Annotated in this window: 14 protein-coding genes and 2 pseudogenes; 14 read left to right on the forward strand and 2 right to left on the reverse strand. The window is 61.6% G+C overall.

Annotated elements, in window-relative coordinates; genetic code table 11:
- Positions 1–52 precede the first annotated feature (52 nt).
- From ACZZZ4_RS10685 to ACZZZ4_RS10750, 14 genes and pseudogenes are all read left to right on the forward strand, one after another.
- Complete coding sequence (locus tag ACZZZ4_RS10685) at positions 53–1021, forward strand: ABC transporter substrate-binding protein (RefSeq protein ID WP_463547779.1); 969 nt, start codon at positions 53–55, stop codon at positions 1019–1021.
- 69 nt (positions 1022–1090) lie between these two features.
- The gene (locus ACZZZ4_RS10690; protein ID WP_016772087.1) at positions 1091–1942 is read left to right on the forward strand and encodes an ABC transporter permease; all 852 of its coding nucleotides are present in this window, start codon (positions 1091–1093) and stop codon (positions 1940–1942) included.
- On the forward strand, positions 1939–2769 hold the full coding sequence (locus ACZZZ4_RS10695) for a quaternary amine ABC transporter ATP-binding protein (RefSeq protein WP_052269055.1): 831 nt from the start codon (positions 1939–1941) through the stop codon (positions 2767–2769). Before ACZZZ4_RS10690 ends, ACZZZ4_RS10695 begins: the two co-directional genes overlap by 4 nt.
- A gap of 184 nt (positions 2770–2953) precedes the next feature.
- Positions 2954–4477 (forward strand): histidine ammonia-lyase, encoded by a 1524-nt coding sequence (hutH, locus tag ACZZZ4_RS10700; RefSeq protein ID WP_463547780.1) that lies wholly within the window; start codon positions 2954–2956, stop codon positions 4475–4477.
- Positions 4478–4593: 116 nt separating this feature from the next.
- Positions 4594–6125: pseudogene (hutH, locus tag ACZZZ4_RS10705) on the forward strand (histidine ammonia-lyase).
- 130 nt (positions 6126–6255) lie between these two features.
- The gene (gene hutI / locus ACZZZ4_RS10710) at positions 6256–7461 is read left to right on the forward strand and encodes an imidazolonepropionase (protein ID WP_463547781.1); all 1206 of its coding nucleotides are present in this window, start codon (positions 6256–6258) and stop codon (positions 7459–7461) included.
- A gap of 10 nt (positions 7462–7471) precedes the next feature.
- Entirely contained in the window at positions 7472–8275 is an 804-nt protein-coding gene (hutG, locus tag ACZZZ4_RS10715; protein WP_463547782.1) for an N-formylglutamate deformylase, read from the forward strand.
- Between the two features lie 238 nt (positions 8276–8513).
- Positions 8514–9485 carry a prolyl aminopeptidase gene (gene pip / locus ACZZZ4_RS10720; protein ID WP_024011249.1) on the forward strand — a complete coding sequence of 324 codons (972 nt, stop codon included), beginning with the start codon at positions 8514–8516 and terminating at the stop codon, positions 9483–9485.
- Positions 9482–9919 carry a D-aminoacyl-tRNA deacylase gene (dtd, locus tag ACZZZ4_RS10725; protein ID WP_463547783.1) on the forward strand — a complete coding sequence of 146 codons (438 nt, stop codon included), beginning with the start codon at positions 9482–9484 and terminating at the stop codon, positions 9917–9919. Before pip ends, dtd begins: the two co-directional genes overlap by 4 nt.
- A 305-nt stretch (positions 9920–10224) precedes the next feature.
- Positions 10225–12006, forward strand: coding sequence for a glucan biosynthesis protein G (locus tag ACZZZ4_RS10730; RefSeq protein WP_463547784.1), 1782 nt, complete (start codon positions 10225–10227; stop codon positions 12004–12006).
- Complete coding sequence (mdoH, locus tag ACZZZ4_RS10735; protein WP_415763876.1) at positions 11999–14569, forward strand: glucans biosynthesis glucosyltransferase MdoH; 2571 nt, start codon at positions 11999–12001, stop codon at positions 14567–14569. Before ACZZZ4_RS10730 ends, mdoH begins: the two co-directional genes overlap by 8 nt.
- A gap of 264 nt (positions 14570–14833) precedes the next feature.
- Positions 14834–15631, forward strand: a complete 798-nt coding sequence (locus ACZZZ4_RS10740) for a transporter substrate-binding domain-containing protein (RefSeq protein WP_463547785.1) — start codon at positions 14834–14836, stop codon at positions 15629–15631.
- 138 nt (positions 15632–15769) lie between these two features.
- Positions 15770–16729: an amino acid ABC transporter permease gene (locus tag ACZZZ4_RS10745; protein ID WP_463547786.1), complete on the forward strand. Its 960-nt coding sequence runs from the start codon at positions 15770–15772 to the stop codon at positions 16727–16729.
- Positions 16722–17456 carry an amino acid ABC transporter ATP-binding protein gene (locus ACZZZ4_RS10750; RefSeq protein WP_463547787.1) on the forward strand — a complete coding sequence of 245 codons (735 nt, stop codon included), beginning with the start codon at positions 16722–16724 and terminating at the stop codon, positions 17454–17456. Before ACZZZ4_RS10745 ends, ACZZZ4_RS10750 begins: the two co-directional genes overlap by 8 nt.
- Before the next feature lie 94 nt (positions 17457–17550).
- Here the strand turns inward: ACZZZ4_RS10750 and ACZZZ4_RS10755 are convergent, their stop codons facing one another.
- Both ACZZZ4_RS10755 and ACZZZ4_RS10760 read right to left on the reverse strand, forming a co-directional pair.
- Entirely contained in the window at positions 17551–18423 is an 873-nt protein-coding gene (locus ACZZZ4_RS10755; RefSeq protein ID WP_372339873.1) for a methyl-accepting chemotaxis protein, read from the reverse strand.
- Positions 18406–19467 (reverse strand): annotated as a pseudogene (locus ACZZZ4_RS10760) (methyl-accepting chemotaxis protein); the annotation flags it as partial. The pseudogene ACZZZ4_RS10760 and the gene ACZZZ4_RS10755, both read right to left, overlap by 18 nt.
- Positions 19468–19519 lie beyond the last annotated feature (52 nt).

Consider the following 19519-nt stretch of genomic DNA (forward strand, 5'->3'; position numbering starts at 1 on the left):
GGATGCCTCTTGAACTGCCGTAAGCCCATTCATGATTAGGAGCGTCACGACAATGAAATCGAACAAGACCCTGCTGACCACATTGCTGTCCATGGGCCTGTTGGCCAGTGCCGGTGCGACCCAAGCCGCCGGCTGGTGCGAATCGGGCAAACCAGTGAAATTCGCCGGCCTGAACTGGGAAAGCGGCATGCTCCTGACCGACGTGCTGCAAGTGGTGCTGGAGAAAGGTTACGGCTGCAAGACCGACAGCCTGCCGGGCAATTCCATCACCATGGAAAACGCCCTGAGCAGCAACGATATTCAAGTGTTCGCCGAAGAGTGGGTCGGCCGCAGCGAGGTCTGGAACAAGGCCGAGAAGGCCGGCAAGGTCGTCGGTGTCGGCGCGCCGGTGGTGGGTGCGGTCGAGGGCTGGTACGTGCCGCGTTATGTGATCGAAGGCGACGCCAAGCGCAAGCTTGAGGCGAAAGCCCCGGACCTGAAGAACATCGCTGACCTGGGCAAATACTCCGCTGTGTTCAAGGACGCCGAAGAGCCGTCCAAGGGCCGCTTCTACAACTGCCCGGCCGGCTGGACCTGCGAGCTCGACAACAGCGAAATGCTCAAGCGCTACGGCCTCGAAAACAGCTACACCAACTTCCGCCCGGGCACTGGCCCTGCGCTGGATGCAGCGGTGCTGTCGAGCTACAAGCGTGGCGAGCCGATCCTCTTCTACTACTGGTCGCCGACGCCGCTGATGGGCCAGATCGATGCGGTCAGGCTTGAAGACCAGGCGCAGGGCAACAAGACCATCAGCATCAAGGTCGGCCTGTCAACAACCTTCCACGACGAAGCCCCGGAACTGGTCGCCGTGCTGGAAAAGGTCAACCTGCCGATCGACCTGCTCAATCAGAACCTCGGGCGCATGGCCAAGGAGCGGATCGAGTCGGCAAAACTGGCGAAAATCTTCCTCAAGGAACATCCTGAAGTCTGGCACGCATGGGTGAGCGACGACGCAGCCAGGAAAATCGACGCGGCCTTGTAGGTCAGGTTTGCCCGGCTGCCAGCACGGCAGCCGGACGCTTGATCGCAACCCCTTGATTGAGAGTCCCTTATGTTTCCCGAAAGCTTTACCTTTTCCATCGCCGACTGGGTCAACGGTTGGGTCGATTCGCTGGTGACCAACTACGGCGACGTGTTCCGGCATATCTCCGACACGCTGCTCTGGGCCATCGTCAGTCTCGAAGGTTTGCTGCGTGCGGCGCCGTGGTGGCTGATGCTGGCGATTGTCGGCGTGATCGCCTGGCACGCCACGCGCAAAGTCGTCACCACTGCGGTGATTGTCGGTCTGCTGTTCCTCGTCGGCGCCGTTGGCCTGTGGGACAAGCTCATGCAAACGCTGGCGCTGATGATGGTCGCGACGATCATTTCGGTGCTGATCGGCATTCCGCTGGGGATCCTCTCGGCGCGCAGCAACCGCCTGCGTTCGGTGCTGATGCCGCTGCTCGATATCATGCAGACGATGCCGAGTTTCGTTTATCTGATTCCGGTGCTGATGCTCTTTGGCCTGGGCAAGGTGCCGGCGATTTTCGCCACGGTGATCTACGCCGCGCCACCGCTGATTCGCCTGACCGATCTGGGCATTCGCCAGGTTGACGGTGAAGTGATGGAAGCGATCAACGCCTTCGGCGCCAACCGCTGGCAGCAACTGTTCGGCGTGCAACTGCCGCTGGCGCTGCCGAGCATCATGGCCGGGATCAACCAGACCACGATGATGGCCCTGTCGATGGTGGTGATCGCTTCGATGATCGGCGCCCGTGGCCTCGGTGAAGACGTACTGGTGGGGATTCAGACCCTCAACGTCGGCCGTGGTCTCGAAGCCGGGCTGGCGATCGTGATTCTCGCGGTGGTCATCGACCGCATCACTCAAGCGTACGGTCGGCCACGCCATGAGGTGAGCAAATGAGCAATGCAAGCGTGAGCAAGATCGAAGTGCGCAACGTCTTCAAGATTTTCGGCAACCGCGCCAAGGATGCGCTGGCCATGGTCGGCCAGGGCAAGAGCAAGGATCAGGTGCTCAACGAAACCGGTTGCGTGGTCGGCGTGAATGACTTGTCGCTGAGCATCGGCACCGGCGAAATCTTCGTGATCATGGGCCTGTCCGGTTCCGGCAAATCCACCCTGGTGCGCCACTTCAATCGCCTGATCGACCCCACCAGCGGGGCGATTCTGGTCGATGGCGAGGACATCCTGCAGTACGACATGGACGCCCTGCGCGAATTTCGCCGGCACAAGATCAGCATGGTGTTCCAGAGCTTCGGCCTGCTGCCGCACAAGAGCGTGCTCGATAACGTGGCCTACGGTCTGAAAGTGCGCGGCGAGAGCAAGCAGATCTGCGCCGAACGCGCGCTGCACTGGATCAACACCGTCGGTCTCAAAGGCTATGAAAACAAATACCCGCACCAGCTCTCCGGCGGCATGCGTCAGCGCGTCGGCCTCGCCCGCGCCTTGGCGGCGGACACCGACATCATCCTGATGGACGAAGCGTTCAGTGCGCTGGACCCGCTGATCCGCGCCGAGATGCAGGACCAGTTGCTCGAACTGCAGAAGACCCTGCACAAGACCATCGTCTTCATCACCCACGACCTCGACGAAGCCGTGCGCATCGGCAATCGCATCGCGATTCTCAAGGATGGCCGGTTGATCCAGGTGGGCACGCCGAGAGAGATCCTGCATTCACCGGCCGATGAGTATGTCGACCGGTTCGTGCAGCGGCGGGCGGCGGTGGTCTGACACTGAGTGGCCTATGTGGCGAGGGGATTTATCCCCGTTGGGTGGCGAAGCCGCCCCAAACCATGCCCGCAAATCCGTCAGACAGACCGCGGTGGCAGGCTTTACGACTGCTTCGCAGCCGAACGGGGATAAATCCCCTCACCACAGGGTTACCGGCATCAACAGAATTGGTATGAGGTTAGAGATGTCCCAGGCTGAAAAAATCATCATCACCGGCGCGCCTCTGCGTTGGCAGGACGTGGTTGCTGTTGCCCGTCACCGTGCGCCGCTGGAACTTTCCAGCGAGACCTGGGCGCGCATCGACAACGCGCAGGCCATCGTTCAGCGCATTGTCGCCAGCGGCGAGCGCGCCTATGGCGTCAACACCGGTCTGGGCGGTCTGTCGAACGTTTCGCTGCAGGACGAACAGCTCAGCCAACTCTCGCGCAACACCTTGCTCAGCCATGCCTGCGGTGTCGGCCCGGTGCTCAGCGATGAGCAGACCCGCGCCATCATCTGCGCCGCGATCCACAACTACAGCCACGGCAAATCCGGGCTGCATCGGCGCGTGGTCGAAGGGCTGCTGGCGCTGCTCAATCGCGGCATTACCCCGCAGGTGCCGTCGCAAGGTTCGGTGGGTTACCTGACGCACATGGCGCACGTCGGCATCGCGCTGCTCGGCGTTGGCAATGTCAGCTATCGCGGGCGGATCATTTCGGCGCAACAGGCGCTGGCCGAGGAGGGCCTGCAACCTGTGCAGCTCGGCGCGAAGGATGGCTTGTGTCTGGTCAACGGCACGCCGTGCATGACCGGCCTCAGTTGCCTGGCGATTGCCGATGCGACGCGGCTGCTGCAATGGGCCGATGTCATTGGTGCGATGAGTTTCGAAGCCCAGCGCGGCCAGATCGATGCGTTCGATGCAGAGATCATTGCGCTCAAGCCGCATCCGGGCATGCAGCAGGTCGGCAACAACCTGCGCGCCTTGCTCGATGGCAGCGAAGTGATCGCTGCGAGCAAAGGCATTCGCACTCAGGATGCGCTGAGCATTCGTTCGATCCCGCAGGTCCACGGCGCCGCCCGTGATCAACTGGAGCATGCGATCAAACAGGTGGAAGCCGAACTCAACGGCTGCACCGACAACCCGTTACTGCTGGGCACTCCGGACAATTTCCGGGTGATGTCGCAGGCCAACCCGCACGGTCAATCCGTGGCGATGGCGGCCGATCTGCTGGCGATTGCCATGGCCGAAATCGGCTCGATCGCCGAGCGCCGTCTCGATCGTCTGGTGAATCCGCACGTCAGCGGCTTGCCGGCGTTTCTGGTGGCCAATCCCGGGGTCAACTCGGGGATGATGATCGTGCAATACGTCGCCGCCTCGCTGTGTGCGGAAAACCGCCAATTGGCGCAACCGGCGGTGCTCGATAACTACATCACCTCGGGCCTGCAGGAAGACCACCTGAGCATGGGCACCAACGCCGCGCTGAAGCTGCACCGCGCGCTGGAAAACTGCACGCAGATTCTCGCGATTGAATATCTGCTGGCGGCGCAGGCGTTTGAATTCCTCAAGGAACAGCGCTTTGGCGTGGGCACTGACCGCGCGTGGAAACTGCTGCGCGAAACGGTCCCCGCCTACGACGAGGATCGCTGGCTGGCGCCGGATATCGCTGCCGCTGCGACCGTATTGAAACACCCGAATCTGCCGCACAACGTCCTACCGGACTTGCACTGACAACTACCCATACCAGCGTGCCAAGGCGTGGATCGTTCACAAGACGTGAAGCGACGGATAACGGAATGCTCCGGAGCGACTGGTAGTTAATAACAATGCCTAACAGGAGCATTTTAATGACTGCGCTGAACCTGATCCCCGGCCAACTGAGCCTGGCCCAACTGCGTGACGTCTACCAGAACCCGGTCACACTGACCCTCGACAACAGCGCCAGCGCGCAGATCGAGGCCAGCGTCGCCTGCGTCGAGCAGATCCTCGCCGAGAACCGCACCGCCTACGGCATCAACACCGGTTTCGGCCTGCTCGCCTCGACGCGCATCGCCAGTGAAGACCTGGAAAACCTGCAGCGTTCGCTGGTGCTCTCGCACGCTGCCGGCGTCGGCCAGCCGATCAGCGATGACCTTGTGCGATTGATCATGGTGCTCAAGGTCAATAGCCTCAGCCGGGGTTTTTCCGGGATTCGTCGGCAGGTGATCGATGCGCTGATCGCGCTGATCAATGCCCAGGTCTATCCGCACATTCCGCTGAAAGGTTCGGTCGGCGCATCCGGCGATCTGGCGCCGTTGGCGCACATGTCGCTGGTGCTGCTCGGCGAGGGCAAGGCGCGTTACAAGGGTGAATGGCTTGAAGCCACCGAAGCACTGAAAGTCGCCGGCCTGACGCCGCTGACGTTAGCGGCCAAAGAAGGTCTGGCGCTGCTCAACGGTACCCAGGTTTCCACAGCGTTTGCGCTGCGCGGTTTGTTCGAAGGCGAGGATCTGTTTGCCGGTGCACTGGCGCTGGGCAGTCTTACTGTTGAAGCCGTGCTCGGTTCGCGCTCGCCGTTCGACGCGCGCATTCACGCCGCACGTGGGCAGAAAGGGCAGATCGATGCCGCTGCGGCTTATCGCGATCTGCTCGGTGAGCGCAGCGAAGTCTCCGCCTCGCACGAGAATTGCGACAAGGTCCAGGACCCGTACTCGCTGCGTTGCCAGCCGCAAGTCATGGGCGCTTGCCTGACCCAGTTCCGCCAGGCCGCTGAAGTGCTGGCGGTGGAAGCCAACGCGGTTTCCGACAACCCCTGGTCTTCGCCGCTGAAGGCGACGTGATTTCCGGCGGCAACTTCCACGCCGAACCGGTGGCCATGGCCGCTGACAACATGGCGCTGGCCATCGCCGAAATCGGCTCGCTGAGCGAGCGGCGCATCTCGCTGATGATGGACAAGCACATGTCGCAACTGCCGCCGTTCCTGGTGGCCAATGGCGGGGTGAACTCCGGTTTCATGATCGCTCAGGTCACCGCTGCGGCGTTGGCCAGTGAAAACAAGGCGTTGTCCCATCCACATTCGGTGGACAGCCTGCCGACCTCGGCCAACCAGGAAGATCACGTATCGATGGCCCCGGCCGCCGGCAAGCGTCTGTGGGAAATGGCCGAGAACACTCGCGGCATTCTCGCCGTGGAATGGCTGGCGGCGGTGCAGGGCCTGGATCTGCGTAACGGTCTGAAGACCTCGCCGAAGCTCGAACAGGCGCGGGCGATTTTGCGCAGGGAAGTGCCGTTTTATGAGAAGGATCGGTTCTTTGCCCCGGACATCAATGCGGCGACTGAATTGCTGGCGTCGCGGTGTTTGACCGAGCTGGTTTCGGCGAAGCTTTTGCCGAGCCTCTAATCCACCCACTGATCGTTCCCACGCTCTGCGTGGGAATGCCTCAAGGGACGTTCCGCGTCCAGTGACGCGGAGCGTCACGGGCTGCATTCCCACGCAGAGCGTGGGAACGATCACTATAAGAGGAACCGGGATGAAAACCCTCTGGCAACACTGCCACGTCGCAACCATGGCCAACGGCGCCTATTCGATCATCGAGGATGCCGCGATCGTGACATTCGGCACGCTGATCGAGTGGATCGGCCCGCGTACTCAATTGCCGTCCGGCGAATACCCGGCGGTCAATGACCTGCAGGGTGCTTGGGTCACTCCCGGCCTGATCGACTGCCACACCCACACCGTGTTCGGCGGCAACCGCAGTGGCGAGTTCGAAAAACGTCTGCAAGGCGTCAGCTATGCCGAGATCGCCGCGCAGGGCGGCGGCATCGCCAGCACCGTGCGCGCCACCCGTGAAGCCACGGAGGACGAGTTGTTCGCCAGCGCCGCCAAACGTCTGAAAAGCCTGATGCGCGACGGCGTGACCACGGTGGAAATGAAGTCCGGCTACGGTCTCGATCTGGCCAACGAGCGCAAGCTGCTGCGGGTCATCCGGCGTCTGGCCGAAGAGCTGCCGATCAGCGTTCGCAGCACTTGCCTGGCGGCGCACGCCTTGCCGCCGGAGTACAAGGATCGCGCCGACGATTACATCGATCTGGTCTGCGAGCAGATGCTCCCGGCCCTTGCCGCCGAAGGTCTGGTGGATGCCGTGGATGCGTTCTGCGAATACCTGGCGTTCTCGCCGGAGCAGGTCGAGCGAGTCTTTGTCGCCGCGCAACAACTCGGTCTGCCGGTAAAGCTGCACGCCGAGCAGTTGTCCTCGCTGCACGGCTCCAGCCTCGCCGCGCGTTACAAAGCCTTGTCCGCCGATCACCTGGAATTCATGGACGAGGCCGACGCGATCGCCATGGCCGCCGCCGACACCGTCGCCGTCCTGCTGCCCGGCGCGTTCTACTTTCTGCGCGAAACCCAGCTGCCGCCGATGGACGCGCTGCGCAGGCACAAGGTGAAGATCGCCATCGCCAGCGACCTCAACCCCGGCACCTCGCCAGCGCTGTCGTTGCGTCTGATGCTGAACATGGCTTGCACCTGTTTCCGCATGACCCCGGAAGAAGCCTTGGCCGGAGCGACCATCCATGCCGCGCAGGCGTTGGGCATGGCGCAGACCCATGGCTCGCTGGAGGTTGGCAAGGTCGCCGATTTCGTGGCGTGGGACATCGAGCGTCCGGCGGATCTGGCCTATTGGCTCGGTGGCGATCTGCAAAAACGCGTCGTGCGTCACGGCGTTGAATCGAATCTGTAGGAGAGCTGTTGTGGACAAGGTTCTGAATTTCAAACAAGGCCGCGTGCCGTTGCTGATCAGCATGCCCCACGCCGGTGTGCGTCTGACCCCGGCGGTCGAAGCCGGGTTGATCCCCGCGGCGAAGAGTTTGCCGGACACCGACTGGCATATCCCGCAACTCTACGATTTCGCCGAGGAGCTGGGCGCTAGCACCTTGGCCGCTGAGTATTCGCGTTTCGTCATCGACCTCAACCGGCCGTCCGACGACAAGCCGTTGTACGCCGGGGCGACCACGGGGTTGTATCCGGCGACGTTGTTCGACGGCATTGCGTTGTTTCTGGAGGGTCGGGAGCCTTCGCAGCAAGAACGCGCGACTTATTTGCAGCAGATCTGGACGCCATACCATCGCACCTTGCAGCAAGAGCTGGCGCGGCTGAAGGCTGAATTTGGCTACGCGCTGCTGTTCGATGCGCACTCGATCCGCTCGATCATCCCGCACCTGTTCGACGGCAAGTTGCCGGACTTCAACCTCGGCACCTTCAATGGCGCCAGTTGTGATCCGCAATTGGCGAGTCAACTGGAAGCGATCTGCGCGCGGCACGAGCAGTTCACCCATGTGCTTAACGGTCGCTTTAAGGGCGGACACATCACCCGCCAGTACGGCGACCCGACGCAGAACATCCACGCCGTGCAATTGGAACTGTGCCAGTCCACCTACATGGAAGAGTTCGAACCGTTCCGCTACCGCGCCGACCTGGCCGAGCCAACGCGGGGGGTGCTCAGGGAATTGCTGCAGGGACTGCTCGCTTGGGGTGAAAAACACCACAACGCCTGATGCACCCCTGAGCTGCCGAAGGCTGCGATCTTTGATCGTTCCCACGCTCTGCGTGGGAATGCAGCCCGTGACGCTCCGCGTCACTGGACGCGGAGCGTTCCAAGAGGCGTTCCCACGCAGAGCGTGGGAACGATCAGGCCCCGGAGCATGCTCATTGACGCAAATCGGGTTTATGATGCCCAACGGCAGAATAATACGAGTCCCCCAGGGATGACCTCGACCCCTTACGGAGCGCGCAATGCAGACTTTGTTTCCGCAGATCAAACCCCACGCCCGGCACGATCTGGCTGTCGATGACACCCATACGCTGTACGTCGATGAAAGCGGCTCGCCGGAGGGATTGCCGGTGGTATTCATCCACGGTGGCCCCGGCGCCGGTTGCGATGCGCAGAGCCGGCGCTATTTCGATCCGAATCTGTATCGCATTGTCACCTTCGACCAGCGCGGCTGCGGTCGTTCCACCCCGCATGCGAGCCTGGAAAACAACACCACCTGGGATCTGGTCGAGGATCTCGAGCGCATCCGCAAACATCTGGGCATTGAAAAATGGGTGCTGTTCGGCGGCTCATGGGGTTCGACCCTGGCGCTGGCCTACGCGCAAACCCACCCGGAGCGGGTGCACGGTCTGATTCTGCGCGGGATCTTTCTCTGCCGTCCGCAGGAAATCGAATGGTTCTATCAGGCCGGCGCCAGCCGTCTGTTCCCCGATTACTGGCAGGACTACATCGCGCCGATCCCGCTGGACGAGCGCGACGACCTGCTCAACGCTTTCCACAAACGCCTGATCGGCAACGATCAGATCGCCCAGATGCATGCGGCGAAGGCGTGGTCGACCTGGGAAGGGCGCACCGCGACCCTGCGGCCGAACCCGCTGGTGGTCGATCGTTTCTCCGAGCCGCAGCGCGCGTTGTCGATCGCGCGGATCGAATGCCACTACTTCACCAACAATGCCTTCCTTGAGCCGAACCAGTTGATCCGCGACATGGGCAAGATCGCCCACCTGCCCGGCGTGATCATCCATGGCCGCTACGACGTGATCTGCCCGCTCGACAATGCCTGGGAATTGCATCAGGCCTGGCCGAACAGCGAATTGCAGGTGATCCGCGACGCCGGCCACGCTGCGTCGGAACCGGGCATCACCGATGCGCTGGTGCGCGCCGCGAGCAAAATGGCCCAGCGCCTGCTCGACCTGCCGCTCGAAGAAGCATGAAGGCGCTGTTACAGCGCGTACGTGGTGCGCGTGTTGAAGTCGCCGGCGAGGTAGTCGGCGCGGTCGACCAGGGTTTGCTGGTGCTGGTGGCGGTAGAACCCGACGACACGCGTACCAGCGCCGACAAACTTCTGCATAAGCTGCTTAACTATCGGGTATTCAGTGACGCCGAGGGCAAGATGAATCTGTCCCTGGCGGATGTGGGTGGCGGGTTGCTGCTGGTCTCTCAGTTCACACTCGCCGCCGACACCAGAAGCGGCCTGCGTCCGAGCTTTTCCACGGCTGCACCGCCGGCGCTGGGTGCTGAGTTGTTCGACTATTTATTGAGCCAGGCGAAACAGGTGCATGGCACTGTGGCATCAGGTAGATTCGGCGCCGATATGCAGGTGCACTTGGTCAACGATGGCCCGGTGACCTTTTTGTTACAGACCTGACAGTGCCTGAAACACCTTTTTCGGAAATTTCGACTGTTTTTAGGCTGTTTTCGCGATAAATACTTTGTTACCCCTGATGCGTTGTCATCCGGGCTACTAGATAATCGCGCGCTGCGGGGATCGACATTCGTTGATCCGTTTTGACTTAGGTAGAGACTTGTCTGGATCCGATTGGGGAATCATTTTGCCCCGGCGGAGTCGGAACATTGCTCGCCAACCTGGCATAAAGATAGCTGGCCGTTGGTTTATTGATCTGTTTTCGGCGAGGGTTGCTCGTGATTGTTAGTCCCTGTAATGCAGCAAAAATGTCTGCCAAACGCATGCGAAGTGCTCTGGTAGCGGGTTCGGCGCTCCTGTGCCTGCTCAGCGCCGGTCAGCTTTGGGCGTTCAATCTTGACGACGTATCGGCCAAGGCCAAAGAGCTGGCCGGGCAGAAGTTCGAAGCCCCGCGCAGCAACCTGCCGAACGAATTCCGCGAAATGAAGTTCGCGGACTACCAGAAGATCCGCTTCCTCACCGAAAAGGCTGAGTGGGCCGATCAGAAGACGCCGTTCAAGCTCTCCTTCTATCACCAGGGTATGCACTTCGATACGCCGGTGAAAATCAACGAAATCACCGCGAACACCGTCTCGGAGATCAAATACGATCCGAGCCGCTTCGATTTCGGCGATCTGAAATTCGATCCGAAGGCCACCGAGCAACTGGGTTATGCCGGTTTCCGTGTGCTGTATCCGATCAACAAGGCCGACAAGCAAGACGAAATCATGACCATGCTCGGCGCGAGTTACTTCCGCGTCGTCGGCAAGGGCCACACCTATGGTCTGTCGGCCCGTGGTCTGGCGATCGACACCGCGTTGCCGTCGGGCGAAGAATTCCCGCGTTTCCGCGAGTTCTGGATTCAACAGCCCAAGCCCGGTGACAAGCACCTGGTGATCTTCGCTCTGCTCGATTCGCCGCGTGCCACCGGTGCCTACCGTTTGATCCTGCGTCCGGGCAGCGACACCATCGTCGACGTCAAGGCGCAGATGTTCCTGCGTGACAAAGTCGGCAAACTGGGCATCGCGCCGCTGACCAGCATGTTCCTGTTCGGCGCCAACCAGCCGTCGAAAGTGCTCAACTACCGTCGTGAACTGCACGACTCCAGCGGTCTGTCGATCCATGCTGGCGACGGCGAGTGGATCTGGCGCCCACTGAACAACCCGAAACATCTGGCCGTAAGCAACTTCAGCGTCGAGAACCCGCGTGGTTTCGGTCTGCTGCAGCGTGGCCGTGACTTCAGCCACTACGAAGACCTCGACGACCGCTACGACAAGCGCCCAAGCGCCTGGATCGAGCCGAAGGGCGAGTGGGGCAAGGGCACTGTCGATCTGGTAGAGATTCCGACCGCTGACGAAACCAACGACAACATCGTTGCGTTCTGGAGCCCGGAAAAAATGCCGGAACCAGGCCAGCCGCTGGACTTCGCCTACCGTATGCACTGGACCATGGACGAAGCAGCAATTCACGCGCCGGACAGCGCCTGGGTGGCGCAGACCCTGCGTTCGACCGGTGACGTCAAGCAATCCAACCTGATCCGTCAGCCCGATGGCAGCGTTGCCTATCTGGTCGACTTCGAAGGCCCGTCGCTGGCGGCCCTGACGCCGGATGCCGACGTGCGCAGTCAGGTCAGCGTCGGCGACAACGCCGAACTGGTCGAGAACAGCGTGCGCTACAACCCGGAAACCAAGGGCTGGCGCTTGACCCTGCGGATGAAGATCAAGGATCCGAGCAAGGCAACCGAAATGCGCGCCGCCCTGGTTCAGCCAGTGGTTACCGCAGATCTGGCCAAATCGGTGCCGGCCTCCAACTCGTCGGTCGCCAAGGCTGACAAGGTTGCCGCCAAGCAACAGGAAAAACTCGACAAGGAAGCCAAGGCCGCCGAAGCCAAACAGGCTGAAGCCAAGCCTGCAGTCGACGCCAAGGACAAGGCCAATAAAGACGCCAAGCAGCCAGTCGCTGCCGACGCGGCCCCAGCCACACCGGAATCGGCGCCGACTGAAGAAGTCCTGACCGAGACCTGGAGCTATCAGTTGCCTGCCGATGAGTAATTCACCAGTACAGCCAGAGACTCTGTCCGAGTATCTGGCGCATCTGCCGATGACCGACGAGCAACGCGCGGAACTCGCGGGTTGCCAGTCGTTCAGCGAGCTGCATGAACGCCTGTCATCCTCCACATTCGACGCCCCTGCCGAAGCCGCCCAGGCTTCGGTGGGCAAGCGTCTGACCCTGAGCACTGCCGAAGAACTGGCTGAAGCGGAAATGCTGGTGCTCGACGCCAGTGGTCGGGTCAGCCTCAAGGCGACGCCGCCGATCCGCCGTACCAAGGTTGTGCCGGAGCCGTGGCGCACCAATATCCTGGTGCGTGGCTGGCGCCGTCTGACCGGGCGCACCAACCCGCCGCAGCCGCCGAAGGACGCCAATGTCCTGCCGGCCGCGCGCTGGCGCACCGTCGGTTCGATCCGCCGTTACATCCTGCTGCTGCTGATGCTCGGCCAGACCATCGTGGCCGGCTGGTACATGAAAGGCATCATGCCGTATCAGGGCTGGTCGTTCGTCGATCTGGATGAAGTCCTGCATCAGCCGCTGCTGCAAACCGCCACGCAAGTGCTGCCGTACGCGCTGCAAACCAGCATCCTGATTCTGTTCGGGATTCTGTTCTGCTGGGTGTCGGCCGGTTTCTGGACCGCGCTGATGGGCTTCCTCGAGTTGCTCACTGGTCACGATAAATACCGTATCTCCGGGAAAAGCGCCGGTAACGAGCCGATTCCGAAAGATGCGCGCACTGCGCTGGTCATGCCGATCTGCAACGAAGACGTGCCGCGTGTATTCGCCGGTCTGCGTGCGACGTTTGAATCGGTCGCCGCTACCGGTGATCTGGATCGCTTCGACTTTTTCGTCCTCAGCGACAGTAACGACACCGATATCTGCGTCGCCGAGCAACAGGCTTGGTTGGATGTCTGCCGCGAAGCCAAGGGCTTCGGCAAGATCTTCTATCGCCGTCGTCGCCGTCGTGTGAAACGCAAGAGCGGCAACCTCGACGACTTCTGCCGTCGTTGGGGCGGTGACTACAAATACATGGTCGTGCTCGACGCCGACTCGGTGATGAGCGGCGAATGCCTGACCAGTCTGGTGCGCCTGATGGAAGCCACGCCGGACGCCGGGATCATCCAGACCGCGCCGCGTGCGTCGGGCATGGACACCCTGTATGCGCGCATGCAGCAGTTCGCCACCCGCGTGTACGGCCCGCTGTTTACCGCCGGTCTGCACTTCTGGCAGTTGGGTGAATCCCACTACTGGGGGCACAACGCGATCATCCGCATGAAGCCGTTCATCGACCACTGCGCCCTGGCGCCGTTGCCGGGCAAGGGCGCGTTCTCCGGTGCGATCCTGTCCCACGACTTCGTCGAAGCTGCACTGATGCGCCGTGCCGGTTGGGGCGTATGGATTGCCTACGACTTGCCGGGCAGTTACGAAGAGTTGCCGCCGAACCTGCTCGACGAGCTCAAGCGTGACCGTCGCTGGTGCCACGGCAACCTGATGAACTTCCGCCTGTTCCTGGTCAAGGGCATGCACCCAGTGCACCGCGCGGTGTTCCTCACCGGCGTGATGTCGTACCTGTCGGCGCCGTTATGGTTCTTCTTCCTCGTTTTGTCGACGGCGCTGCTGGCGGTGAACACGCTGATGGAGCCGCAGTACTTCCTCGAACCGCGTCAGCTCTATCCGCTGTGGCCGCAATGGCACCCGGACAAGGCCATCGCGCTGTTCTCGACGACCATCGTGCTGCTGTTCCTGCCGAAGCTGTTGAGCATCATCCTGATCTGGGCCAAGGGCGCGAAAGAGTTCGGCGGCAAGTTCAAGGTGACCCTGTCGATGCTGCTGGAGATGCTGTTCTCCATGCTGCTGGCGCCGGTGCGGATGATTTTCCACACCCGTTTCGTCCTCGCCGCGTTCCTCGGCTGGGCCGCGACCTGGAATTCGCCGCAACGTGACGACGACTCGACGCCGTGGAGCGAAGCGGTCAAGCGCCACGGTCCGCAGACGTTGCTGGGCTTTCTCTGGGCATTATTGGTGATCTGGCTGAACCCGAGCTTCCTCTGGTGGCTGGTGCCGATCGTCGGTTCGCTGATGCTGTCGATCCCGGTGTCGGTGATCTCCAGCCGTGTGGGTCTGGGCCTGAAATCCCGCGACGAGAGCCTGTTCCTCATCCCCGAGGAATACAATCCGCCGCAGGCGTTGCTGGCAACCGATCAGTACACCCACGAAAACCGTTATCACGCCCTCAACGACGGCTTCGTTCGCGCCGTGGTCGATCCGCAGCAGAACGCCCTGGCGTGCTCGCTGGCGACCTCGCGTCACGGTCAGGCTGAACCGATCGAGTGGCTGCGTCAGGAGCGGGTGCGTCACGCGATCAAGGTCGGCCCGGCCGGGCTGAACAACCATGATCGCTTGCAACTGCTCAGTGACCCTGTCGCACTGGCGCGTCTGCATGAGCAGGTCTGGGCCGAAGGTCATGCCGAGTGGCTGGACGCCTGGCGATCGTCGGTGAAAGCCGATCCGCATGCGCCGTTGCTGCCGCTGCGACCGGTGAGTTTGCAGGCTCAGCCGGCCTGATGAAATTGCCCCGCGAATGCGGGGCTTTTTTAAAGATCGCAGCCTTCGGCAGCTCCTGCAGGGTGTACATCGATCCTGTGTAGGAGCTGCCGAAGGCTGCGATTTTTGCTTGTACGGCCTGACCCGTCACAACAATTGCCGGCAAAAAGCCTTGTGCTAATGGACGAGTGCGTTAGCATCCGTCCCCGAATTGGCGCGCCCGGGCTTTTTTGCCCGTCTCTGTCGTTTTCGCGCCGCACACGCAATGGTTTTGGGGACTTGAAGATGAAGAAGTATCTGTCGATGCTGCTGGTCGGCGTCGCGGCACTGGTTGCAGTCAATGCGGCGCAGGCCGGCGCTATCGATGACGCGGTCAAGCGCGGCTCGCTGAAAGTCGGCATGGACCCGACCTACATGCCGTTTGAGATGACCAACAAACGCGGCGAAATCATCGGTTTCGAAGTCGATATCCTCAAAGCCATGACCAAGGCCATGGGCGTCAAGCTCGAGCTGGTCTCGACGGGTTACGACGGCATCATTCCGGCGCTGATGACCGACAAGTTCGACATGATCGGCAGCGGCATGACCCTGACCCAGGAGCGCAATCTGCGCCTGAACTTCAGCGATCCGTTCATCGTCGTCGGCCAGACCCTGCTGATTCGCAAGGAGCTGGAAGGCACCATCAAGTCCTACAAAGACCTGAACACGGCTGACTACCGCATCACCTCCAAGCTCGGCACCACCGGCGAAATGGTTGCCGGGAAGCTGATCTCCAAAGCCAAGTACCACGGCTACGACAACGAACAGGAAGCCGTGCTCGACGTGGTCAATGGCAAGGCTGACGCCTTTATCTACGACGCGCCGTACAACGTTGTCGCGCTGAACAAGGTCGGCGCCGGCAAACTGGTGTTCCTCGACAAGCCGTTCACCTACGAGCCACTGGCCTTCGGTCTGAAGAAGGGCGATTTCGACAGCCTCAACTTCATCAACAACTTCCTGCACCAGATCCACGAAGACGGCACCTACGATCGCATCCATGATAAGTGGTTCAAGAGCACCGAGTGGCTCAAGGACATGGAATAACGCGCATCCGCTGATCGTTCCCACGCTCTGCGTGAGAACGCATCCTGTGACGCTCCGCGTCACGAACAGGCAGGGACGCAGAGCGTCCCGAGCGGCATTCCCACGCAGAGCGTGGGAACGATCATCCGAGAACCTGCAATGAAACAGAAAAAAGCCCAATGGCCCTGGCACGTCCTCACCGTGCTGGTGCTGGTCGGCCTGGCCGGCGCGTTGTATCACGCGACGTCGCTGATGTCCTACGAGTGGCGCTGGAACCGCGTGCCGCAGTACTTCGCCTATCAGGCCGAAGAGGCCCAGCGCGCCGCGGACATTTCCACGGTCACCGAGCTGGTGCGCAAGGGCGGCAGTGCCCAGGTCACGCTGCGTAACGATGCCGGTGACGAACAGCACCTGACGGTCGACGAAAACAGCCTGCAATTCGCTCAGGGCGACGATGTCGCTGAAGGCGACGTCGTGGGCGTGACCCGGCATTGGGCGGCAGGACCGCTGTTGTGGGGGTTGTGGACCACGCTTTGGCTGTCGCTCGTGTCCGGTGTTCTCGGTTTGCTGATCGGTCTGGTCACGGGCCTCTGCCGCCTGTCGAACAACCCGACCCTGCGCGACCTCTCGACGATCTACGTCGAACTGGTACGCGGCACGCCGCTGCTGGTGCAGATTTTCATTTTCTATTTCTTCATCGGCACGGTGATGAACCTGTCCCGCGAGTTCGCCGGGATCGCCGCGCTGTCGCTGTTCACTGGCGCCTACGTGGCCGAAATCATCCGTTCCGGCGTGCAATCGATTGCCCGTGGCCAGAACGAAGCTGCGCGCTCGCTGGGCCTGAGTGCCGGCCAGTCGATGCGCCATGTGGTCCTGCCACAGGCATTCAAACGCGTGCTGCCGCCGCTGGCCGGGCAATTCATCAGTCTGGTCAAGGACACGTCGCTGGTGTCGGTGATCGCCATCACCGAGCTGCTGAAAAGCGGCCGGGAAGTCATCACGACCTCGTTTTCGCCGTTCGAAATCCTGTTCTGCGTCGCCGGTCTGTACCTGTTGATCAACCTGCCGCTGTCGAAAATCGCCAGCCGGCTTGAGCGGAGGCTCGCGCAAAGTGATTGAAGTCCGCGATCTGGTAAAAGTCTTCGACACCCGTGGCCAGGTTGTGCGCGCTGTGGATAACGTCAGCACCAACGTCGCCAAGGGCGAAGTGCTGGTGGTAATCGGCCCGTCCGGTTCCGGCAAGTCGACTTTCTTGCGTTGCCTCAACGGTCTGGAAGAATTCGACTCCGGCTCGGTGAGCATCGACGGCCTGCAACTGGCTGACGCCAAAACCGACGTCAATGCCTACCGCCGCGAAGTCGGCATGGTCTTCCAGCATTTCAACCTGTTCCCGCACATGACCGTGCTGGAGAACCTCTGTCTGGCGCAAAAAGTCGTGCGCAAGCGCGGCAAGAAAGAGCGCGAGGCCAAGGCCATGGCGTTGCTGGAGAAGGTCGGCATTGCGCAGAAGGCCAACGAGTTTCCGTCACGCCTGTCCGGCGGTCAGCAACAGCGCGTGGCGATTGCCCGGGCGCTGGCGATGGAGCCGAAAGTCATGCTGTTCGATGAACCGACCTCGGCCCTCGACCCGGAAATGGTCGGCGAAGTGCTCGACGTGATGAAAAATCTGGCCGTGGAAGGCATGACCATGGTTTGCGTCACGCACGAGATGGGCTTCGCCCGGGAAGTGGCGGATCGGGTGTTGTTCTTCGATCACGGCAAATTGCTCGAAGATGCCGCGCCGGCGGCATTCTTCGATGCGCCAAAGGATCCGCGCGCTCAGGCCTTCCTGCGCCAGGTCCTTTAACCGCAAAAAAGATCGCAGCCTCCGACAGCTCCTACAGGGGTATGTGTACACCTGTAGGAGCTGCCGAAGGCTGCGATCTTTTGTTTTTGGGCTGTTAAACCTTGAAGCGGCCCACCAGCATCTGCAAATGCGTTCCCAACCGCGCCAACTCAACACTGGACGCTGCGGTCTCTTCACTCGCCGCCGAGGTCTGATCCGACACATCGCGCACGTTGAGCACGCTGCGGTTGATCTCTTCGGCCACGGCGCTCTGCTGCTCGGCAGCAGCGGCAATCTGCTGGTTCATCGCCTGAATCGCCGACACAGTGCGGGTAATGCTCTCCAGTGAGCCGCCGGCGCGCCGGGTCAGTTCGACGCTGCTGTCGGTGAGGCTGCGGCTGTTGTCCATGATCGTCGCCACTTGCTGGGTGCCGTTTTGCAGGCCGACGATCAACTCTTCGATTTCTTCCGTGGACTTCTGCGTGCGCTGGGCGAGGCTGCGCACTTCGTCGGCAACCACGGCGAACCCACGTCCGGCTTCACCGGCACGGGCCGCTTCGATGGCAGCGTTGAGGGCCAGCAGGTTGGTTTGCTGGGCGACCGACTTGATCACGTCGAGGACGCTGCCGATCTTGTCGCTTTCACGCTTGAGCTCGCCCATGGCTTCGGTGGAATGCCCCACCTCGAGCGCCAGACGTTCGATCTGGGCGATGGCTTCGCCGACAACCTTGTCGCCTTCGCGGGCCTGTTGGTCAGCGGCGACGGCGGCCTCGGAAGCCTCTTCAGCGTTGCGCGCGACTTCCTGAACGGTAGCGGCCATTTCGTTCATGGCGGTGGCGACCTGATCGGTCTCGACCTTCTGATTGTTGACCCCGGCGCTGGTCTGCTCGGTCACCGCCGAGAGTTCTTCGGCGGCGCTGGCGATCTGCGTGACGCCGTCGCTGATGCCGCCGATCAATTCGCGCAGGCCTTGGGTCATGCTTTGCATCGAGCGCTGCAATTGGCCAAGTTCGTCGCGACGCAGGGACACCAGGTTGTGGGTCAGGTCGCCGGCGGCCACGCGTTCGGCGACTTTCAGGGTCTGGGTCAGCGGAATGATGATTTGCCGGGTGATCGCCCAAGCGGCAATCAGACCGAAGGCCAATGCCAGCGCAGTGGCGATCAGCAGCATGTTCTTGGCATGGGCGGCATCGGTGTCGCGCACCACGGTTTGCGATTCGGTGAGTTTTTTGCTGACCGACATCAGGATCTCGCCCTGAGCCGACATGTTGGCCAGTGCGGCGGTGTTCTTGACCTGCGAATCACGGAACTGGGCAACAGCAGCGCGGTAGGCCTTGAGCGAGTCGGTGGCTTGCTGCAGGTTGGCGATGTGCTGCTCCGGTACGCGGGTCGGCAGGCTCTCGAGATTTTTCAGCGCATTGTCGATGGCGGTCAGCGCCGGTTGCTCGGCATCGGCCTTGCCGCTGTAGGTGTAACCGCGCACCTGATAGCGCGCCTGCTGCAACAATTTGCTCAGCTCGATCACCGCGTTGTATTGGGCGACGCTGTCGCCTTGCAGCAGCGCGCTTTCGACTTCGCTGACCTTGGCCACGGCATTATCAGCGTTAGCGCCCAGCTTGCTGCGCGCATCTTCACGCTGCACGGTGGCCTGGGTCATTTCGCCGAAGGCGCGTTTGTATTCGGCAACCGCAGCCAATTGCTGATCGACCATCGCCACGTCGGACGGCTGCTCGATCATGCCGCGTGCCGATTGCAGACCGCTTTCGAGTTGGTTGAGGTATCCGTTGACCGCGCCCGGACCCTGTTCGCCACGGCGCATGTCGTAGTCCATGCGTGCCAGGCGCAGGTCCTTGGTCAGCTCGTTGAGGCTGGAAATGAAGCCGAGCTTGTCGCCACGGCTGATAATCCCACTCATGCCGGTCCAGCCGGTGAAAGTGATCAACAGCGTCAGCAACAGCACCAGGCCGAAACCGATGCCCAGCTTGCGTTTGACGCTGACGTTTCCAAGACTCTCGGCTAACCAACGGTACATGCGACCACTCCCTTCGGACCACTCAATTGGACTTATAGGGGCTGTATCGGCT

It is taken from the genome of Pseudomonas sp. AC252, from assembly GCF_979258105.1.

Bases quoted from the DNA above. Each gene is read 5' to 3' on its own strand.
- ACZZZ4_RS10745 (WP_463547786.1), top strand. From the start codon at position 15,770: ATGAAACAGAAAAAAGCCCAATGGCCCTGGCACGTCCTCACCGTGCTG.
- mdoH (WP_415763876.1), top strand. From the start codon at position 11,999: ATGAGTAATTCACCAGTACAGCCAGAGACTCTGTCCGAGTATCTGGCG.
- ACZZZ4_RS10755 (WP_372339873.1), bottom strand. From the start codon at position 18,423: ATGCAAAGCATGACCCAAGGCCTGCGCGAATTGATCGGCGGCATCAGC.
- ACZZZ4_RS10740 (WP_463547785.1), top strand. From the start codon at position 14,834: ATGAAGAAGTATCTGTCGATGCTGCTGGTCGGCGTCGCGGCACTGGTT.
- ACZZZ4_RS10695 (WP_052269055.1), top strand. From the start codon at position 1,939: ATGAGCAATGCAAGCGTGAGCAAGATCGAAGTGCGCAACGTCTTCAAG.
- ACZZZ4_RS10690 (WP_016772087.1), top strand. From the start codon at position 1,091: ATGTTTCCCGAAAGCTTTACCTTTTCCATCGCCGACTGGGTCAACGGT.
- ACZZZ4_RS10685 (WP_463547779.1), top strand. From the start codon at position 53: ATGAAATCGAACAAGACCCTGCTGACCACATTGCTGTCCATGGGCCTG.
- hutI (WP_463547781.1), top strand. From the start codon at position 6,256: ATGAAAACCCTCTGGCAACACTGCCACGTCGCAACCATGGCCAACGGC.
- hutH (WP_463547780.1), top strand. From the start codon at position 2,954: ATGTCCCAGGCTGAAAAAATCATCATCACCGGCGCGCCTCTGCGTTGG.
- pip (WP_024011249.1), top strand. From the start codon at position 8,514: ATGCAGACTTTGTTTCCGCAGATCAAACCCCACGCCCGGCACGATCTG.
- ACZZZ4_RS10730 (WP_463547784.1), top strand. From the start codon at position 10,225: ATGTCTGCCAAACGCATGCGAAGTGCTCTGGTAGCGGGTTCGGCGCTC.
- dtd (WP_463547783.1), top strand. From the start codon at position 9,482: ATGAAGGCGCTGTTACAGCGCGTACGTGGTGCGCGTGTTGAAGTCGCC.